Source organism: Streptomyces niphimycinicus (genome assembly GCF_018883605.1).
Taxonomy (GTDB): domain Bacteria; phylum Actinomycetota; class Actinomycetes; order Streptomycetales; family Streptomycetaceae; genus Streptomyces; species Streptomyces niphimycinicus.
The window spans coordinates 1-6,852 of record NZ_JAHLEM010000492.1; the positions used below are offsets into that span (position 1 = coordinate 1).

Annotated in this window: 4 protein-coding genes and 1 riboswitch; of the genes, 3 read left to right on the forward strand and 1 reads right to left on the reverse strand. The window is 69.9% G+C overall.

Annotated features, from left to right (window positions below; all coding sequences use genetic code 11):
* Window positions 1-705 (forward strand): lipase family alpha/beta hydrolase (locus KN815_RS33960; protein WP_216345689.1); only part of this gene is annotated, 705 nt, incomplete at its 5' end.
* A gap of 237 nt (window positions 706-942) precedes the next feature.
* Window positions 943-2,667 (forward strand): M23 family metallopeptidase, encoded by a 1,725-nt coding sequence (locus KN815_RS33965; protein WP_372458555.1) that lies wholly within the window; start codon window positions 943-945, stop codon window positions 2,665-2,667.
* A gap of 140 nt (window positions 2,668-2,807) precedes the next feature.
* Here KN815_RS33965 and pcrA read toward each other — a convergent pair whose 3' ends face one another.
* Window positions 2,808-5,282 (reverse strand): DNA helicase PcrA, encoded by a 2,475-nt coding sequence (pcrA, locus tag KN815_RS33970; protein WP_216345691.1) that lies wholly within the window; start codon window positions 5,280-5,282, stop codon window positions 2,808-2,810.
* A 173-nt stretch (window positions 5,283-5,455) separates the two neighbouring features.
* A riboswitch (cyclic di-AMP (ydaO/yuaA leader) is annotated at window positions 5,456-5,626 on the forward strand.
* Between the two features lie 7 nt (window positions 5,627-5,633).
* Between pcrA and KN815_RS33975 the strand changes: the two genes are divergently transcribed.
* Window positions 5,634-6,803: a C40 family peptidase gene (locus tag KN815_RS33975; RefSeq protein WP_216345692.1), complete on the forward strand. Its 1,170-nt coding sequence runs from the start codon at window positions 5,634-5,636 to the stop codon at window positions 6,801-6,803.
* Window positions 6,804-6,852 lie beyond the last annotated feature (49 nt).

The window sequence follows — 6,852 nt, forward strand, 5'->3', positions numbered from 1 at the left end:
GCTCCGCCGCCACCCGGCGCTCCGCCACCGCCCGGCGCGGCGGCGCGCCTGCCCACGGACGGCCGGGCCCACCGGCCCGTGCTGCTTCTCCATGGCTTCATCGACAACCGGTCCGTCTTCGTTCCGCTGCGCCGCTCGCTCGGCCGCCATGGCCGACCGCATATCGAGGCGCTCAACTACTCGCCGCTGCTGTGCGATCTGCGCACCGCCGCCGCGCTGCTCGGCCGCCATGTCGAGGAGGTCTGCGCCCGCACCGGCCATGGTCAGGTTGATGTCATCGGGCACAGCCTGGGCGGTCTGATCGCCCGTTACTACGTCCAGCGTCTCGGCGGGGACGCCCGCGTCCACACCCTGGTGACGCTCGGCACCCCGCACAGCGGCACCCGTATCGCGCCCTTGTTGTCCGCACATCCACTCGTGCGCCAGATGTGCCCGGACTCCGAGGTGATAACGGAGTTGCGGCAGCCTGCCCCTGATTGCCGTACGCGTTTCATCGCTTTCTGGAGCGACGTGGATCAGTTGATGATCCCGGCGGAGACGGCCCGGATAGACCATCCGGATGTGATCTCCCAGAACATCCGCGTCAACGGAATCGGACATCTCGCCCTGGCGGTGCATTCCTCCGTGGCCGTACGGATCCGCGAGGCCCTGGATGCCGCCGACGAGGCGCCGACTGACGGCTCCGGCGCGGTCTCGGTGGCATGAGAGGAGAGGAGGAGGGACTACCGCACGGCGACACAAGACCCCTTCCCGGTAGTTCAGCAGGCCCGGAATTGCCGAACGCCAATCGAACACCCGGCCAAGGAACTGCGTACAGTCAGCCGAAAGACGGCCAAATGCCCTTTGCCGTGATGCCCAAAACTCTCGGAAGATTGTCGCTGCCGCGTACCGCCGGGTACAGTCGCCGCTAATTCTCCTGCAGCCGAGGCGAAAGAGAAGTTGGTGGTGAACGACCGTCACCCGTCGGGGGCCCCTCCGACCGTCCCCGCTCCTGACGCCTCGTATCCGTACGACGAGGCTTACGGTCAGCGACAGGACACAGCGCACGGCTACGCCGGGTACGACGGCTATTCCACCGGCAGCTTCGCCCACCTGGCCACGGCCTACGGTGACGGCGACCCGCTCTTCGGCACGCTCCCGGGCGCGTACGACGACGCGCAGGGCGCCCACAGCGGTCAGTACGACGCCTCGCAGTGGGCCGCCGTCGACCAGCAGCAGACCGGGTCGTACGACACGGGCCACTACAACACGGCCCACTACGACGCGACTCATTACGACTCCGGCTCCTACGACACCACCGCGATGTGGGCCGCCGCGGGCCATCACCTGCCCACCGGCATCCCCGCCCAGCAGGACGCCGAAACCGGCGCCCAGTGGGACATCGGCGCCTGGGACACGGGCGCCACCGGCCACACCGAGATGCCGGGTCGGTGGGACCAGGGCGCGGGGTACGAGGCCGAGGCGTACACCTCGGGCGTGGACACCGGCCAGACCCAGTTCTGGGACACCACCGTCTACGGGACGGTGGACGAGGCGCAGCACTACGACCACTCGGGGCTGACCCAGCCGGGCTTCGACCAGCACCAACCCGAGCACCAACCCGAGCACGAGCCGAGCAACTTCGAGCAGACGGCCGTGTTCGAGCCGAACGCCTTCGAGCACAGCGGAGCCTTCGAGCAGCCGAACGCCTTCGAGCAGTCGGCCGCGTTCAACGAGACGGCCGCGCTCGACGAGACGGCCGCGTTCGAGCAGGCCGCCGTCGCCGAGCATGAGCCGAACGGCTTCGAGCACACCGCCGTGTTCGACCCGGTCCACGAGCCCGACCAGTCCCACGACCCGGCCCCCGAAGCGGAACCTGAACCCGAGGCGGCGGCCGTGCGGGAATCCGCCCCCTCCCCCCGCCGGGAGGCGAGCCGCGGTCGCCGCCGTACCCCCTCGCCCCGCCCCAAGCGCTCCGCGCTCCTCACCGTCGCCGTCCCCTCCGTCTGCGCTCTCGGCGTCACCGCCGTGGCCGCCGCCTCCGTCAGCGGCGTGGGAAGCGACAAGAAGGACGAGTCCACCACTCAGGCCGCCCCCGACACCGCGGCGGCCCCCGTGAAGCCCTCCGTGGCCAACAGCAAGCTGGACTCCCAGCTCGCCGGGGTCCGGGAGGGCGCCGACGACTTCCGCGACCGCGCCAGCCGCACCCAGGAGCGGATCGACCTCCAGGCGCGCCAGGCCGCCGAGAAGAAGCGCAAGGCCGCCGAGGCGGAACGCAAGGAGGCACTGCGCCCGAAGTACGCGCTGCCCGTCGCCCAGCACGGTCTGAGCGCCATGTTCGGCCAGGCCGGGATCAACTGGATGTCCGTGCACACCGGCATCGACTTCCCGGTGAGCTACGGCACGCCCGTGATGGCCGCCACCGACGGCACCGTGGCGACGCAGTGGAACGACGCCTACGGCAACATGGTCGTCCTGACCAGCCCGGACGGCACGGAGACCTGGTACTGCCACCTCAGCAGCGCCAAGATCCGCTCCGGCACCGTCAAGGCCGGGGAGACCATCGCGTACTCCGGGAACTCCGGTAACTCCACCGGCCCGCATCTGCACTTCGAGGTCCACCCCGGCGGTGGCTCGGCCATCGACCCGCTGCCCTGGCTGCGCGGCCAGGGCCTCGACCCGACCTGACGACCGGCCCGGGCCCCGTTCCGCGACCGCTGTAGCGCGTTCCGCGACCGCTGTAGCGCGCCACCGGCGCGCTACAGCCTCAGCGCTCGGGTCAGCGCTAAAGCCTCAGCGCTACAGCCTCAGCCCATCGGCCGCTTCAGCTACAGCTTCTCCACCGGTGCGTACCGCAGCAGCAGCCGCTTCGGCTTCTCCTCGCCGAAGTCGATCGTCGCCTCCGCGTTGTCCCCGCTGCCCTTCACCGCCACCACCGTGCCGAGCCCGAACGAGTCATGGGTGACCCGGTCGCCGATGGCCAGCGCGACCACCGGGCGCTCCTTGGCCCGCCGGGTCGCGAACCCGCTGCCCCCGGTGCGCGAACGCGACGACGACAGACCGGACGTCAGCCCCGACGGCGGCGTCGAGGCGATGCTGCCCATGGACGCCGACGGGGTGGCGGGCCCGGTGCGCCGCCACCGCACATACTGGTCCGGAATCTCCTCCAGGAAGCGGGACGGCGGGTTGTACGCGGGCTGGCCCCATGCGCTGCGCATCGTCGAGCGGGTCAGATAGAGCCGCTCTCGGGCCCGGGTGATCCCCACATAGGCCAGCCGCCGCTCCTCCTCCAGCTCCTTGGTCTGGCCGAGCGCCCGCATATGCGGGAAGACGCCGTCCTCCATGCCGCTGAGGAAGACGACCGGGAACTCCAGGCCCTTCGCCGTGTGCAGCGTCATCAGGGTGATCACACCGGATCCGTCGGTGTCCTCGTCGGGGATCTGGTCGGAGTCGGCGACGAGGGCGACCTGCTCCAGGAAGTCCGCGAGGGTGCCGGGGTTCTCCTCGCCGCGGTCCTGCTCGAACTCCAGGGCCACGGCCGCGAGCTCTTGCAGGTTCTCGATCCGGGTCTCGTCCTGCGGATCGGTGGACGCCTGGAGCTCGGCGAGATAGCCGGTGCGCTCCAGCACCGCCTCCAGGACGGTCGCCGGACCCGCCCCGGACTCCACGATGGTGTGCAGCTCCTCCATGAGCGTGTTGAACCGCTTGACGGCATTGGCCGAGCGGGCCGCCATGCCGTACGCGTCGTCGACCCGGCGCAGCGCCTGCGGGAAGGTGATCTTCTCGCGCAGTGCCAGCGCGTCGATCATGGCCTCCGCGCGCTCCCCGATGCCGCGCTTGGGCACGTTCAGAATCCGGCGGAGCGGGACGGCGTCCTCGGGGTTGGCCAGCACCCGCAGATAGGCGAGGACGTCCCGGACCTCCTTGCGCTCGTAGAAGCGCACGCCGCCGACGACCTTGTAGGGCAGCCCGACCCGGATGAAGATCTCTTCGAAGACACGGGACTGGGCGTTGGTCCGGTAGAAGACCGCCACGTCACCGGCCTTGGCGTCGCCCGCGTCCGTGAGCCGGTCGATCTCGTCGGCGACGAACTGGGCCTCGTCGTGCTCGGTGTCGGCCACATAGCCGGTGATCTCGGTCCCGGCGCCGGCCTCGGTCCACAGGTTCTTCGGGCGGCGGTTCTCATTGCGCTCGATGACCGCGTTGGCCGCGCTGAGGATGGTCTGGGTGGAGCGGTAGTTCTGCTCGAGGAGGATCGTCCGCGCGGTGGGGTAGTCCTCCTCGAACTGGAGGATGTTGCGGATCGTGGCGCCCCGGAAGGCGTAGATCGACTGGTCGGCGTCGCCCACCACGCACAGCTCGGCGGCCGTGGTCTCCTCGGTGTCCGTGCCCACCAGCTCGCGCACCAGGGTGTACTGCGCGTGGTTGGTGTCCTGGTACTCGTCCACCAGGACATGCCGGAAGCGGCGGCGGTAGTGCTCGGCCACGTCCGGGAACGCCTGGAGCAGATTGACCGTGGTCATGATGATGTCGTCGAAGTCCAGTGCGTTGGCCTCGCGCAGCCTCGCCTGGTACATCGCGTACGCCTCGGCCAGGGTTTTCTCGAAACCGTCCGCGGCCTGTCCGGCGAAGGTCTCCTCGTCGATCAGCTCGTTCTTCAGGTTGGAGATCTTGGCGCTGAAGGACTTCGGCGGGAACCGCTTGGGGTCGAGATCCAGATCCCGGCAGACCAGCGACATCAGCCGCTTGGAGTCGGCGGCGTCGTAGATCGAGAACGACGAGGTGAAGCCGAGCTTCTTGGACTCGCGGCGCAGGATGCGGACGCAGGCGCTGTGGAAGGTGGAGACCCACATGGCGTTCGCCCGCGGGCCGACGAGCTCCTCCACCCGCTCCTTCATCTCGCCCGCCGCCTTGTTGGTGAAGGTGATGGCGAGGATCTGGCCGGGGTGCGTGCCGCGGGCGCCGAGCAGATAGGCGATGCGGTGGGTGAGCACCCGGGTCTTGCCGGAGCCGGCGCCCGCGACGATCAGCAGCGGCGAGCCGGTGTGCTCCACGGCGGCTCTCTGCTGCTCGTTCAACCCCTCGAGCAGGGCGGACGGGTCCACGACGGGCCGCGCCGCGCCGTCCCGGTAGTGCGCCTCCCGGGGCACGGGCGCGTCGAAGCCGCCGCTGAAGAGGTGATGCGGCACGTCCTCGGCGCCATCGGGGCCGGGGTGCGCCGAATCCTCGGGCGGCGGCGGTGGCTCCTCGTTCGAAGGAGGCCCGAGGTCCGCCAGGAAGCTGTCGTCAAAGAGGCTGCTCATCGCTCCCCGAGTCTAGGCCGCCCCGCTGACAGCCGATGCCCGAACATCACGAAACGGTTTCGGGCAAAACGGCCACCAGTCTTCACAGGAGCCCCACGCGTTGGCTACCGTCCTGCGTCAGGCGGCCCGGAAGATCCGTCGGCGAACCGCGTCGGCACGGGCGGCCTCCGCCGAGTCCGGTACCGCCGCGAGGCGCCCGGAGCCGGGGACCCGACAATGCGACACCGGGGTGAATCGGCCCGAAGCGGCGTGGCACGCAAGTGCCGCCCGGACACGGCCGTAGGGCAACCTTCCGTACCGCCCGAACCCGACAGCTAACCCGGTAGGCGGTCCACGGAAGGAGCGCCCCCGTTGGCGTCGCACCGCAAGCCGCGGAGCCGAATACCGGCCCCGCTCACCGGCCACGGCCGCCGTACGGCCGTCGGGTTCACCACGGCCGCCCTCGCGTCCGTCACCCTCCTCTCCCAGACGGCCAACGCCGCGCCGGGCGACGACCCCAAGCCGGCCACCCAGTCGATCGACAAGGTCAAGGAGAAGGTCGACACCCTCTACCACCAGGCGGAGAGCGCCACTCAGCGCTACAACGCCGCCAAGGAGCGCGCCGATCAGCAGCGCGCCAAGGTCGACAAGCTGCTGGACTCCGTCGCCCAGCGCACCGAGAAGCTCAACGAGGCGCGTCGGACGCTCGGCACCTACGCCGCCGCCCAGTACCGCGACGGCGGAATGGCCCGCTCCGCCGCGACCCTGCTGTTCTCCAACGATCCACAGGACGTCTTCGACCAGTCGCATCTGATGGACCGGATGACCGGTCGGCAGAAGCAGGCCGTCGACGACTTCCAGAAGCAGCAGGCGAGCGCCGCCAAGGAGCGCGGTAAGGCCGGCGAGAGCCTCGCCTCGCTGACCGCGTCGCAGAAGCAGCTCAAGACCCAGAAGAAGACCGTCCAGGACAAGCTGACCGAGGCCCGGCGGCTGCTGGCGAATCTGACCGCCAAGGAGAAGGCGCGACTGGCGGCGATCGAGAAGAAGAAGGCGGAAGAGGCCCGCCGTAAGGCGGCCGCGCTCGCCGAGAAGCAGCGCCAGGAGGCCGCGCGCAAGAAGCAGCAGGAGCAGCGGGAACAGCAGAGCGGGAACAGCGGCTCCGGTTCGACGACGCCCTCGGCCCCGGCCAACAGCTCCAAGGCGGCCCAGGCCATCGCCTTCGCGAAGTCGCAGCTCGGCAAGCCGTACGTCTGGGGTGCCACCGGCCCCAGCTCCTTCGACTGCTCAGGGCTGACCCAGGCGGCCTGGAAGTCGGCCGGGATCTCGCTGCCGCGCACCACCTGGGACCAGGTGAAAGTCGGTACGCGCGTCTCGACGTCCGAACTCCAGCCGGGCGATCTGGTCTTCTTCTACGACGACATCAGCCATGTCGGCCTCTACATCGGCGACGGGATGATGATCCACGCGCCGAAGCCGGGCGATGTGGTGAAGAAGGCGCCGATCACCGAGATGCCGATCTACGGGAGCGTGCGGCCCGCGTAGGGCACGGGGACCGCGCAAAGGACGCAGGGGGGCCGTGCGGGCCCCTGGC

Excerpts from the sequence above, each read along its gene's own strand:
- pcrA (WP_216345691.1), bottom strand. The coding sequence starts at position 5,282 with ATGAGCAGCCTCTTTGACGACAGCTTCCTGGCGGACCTCGGGCCTCCT.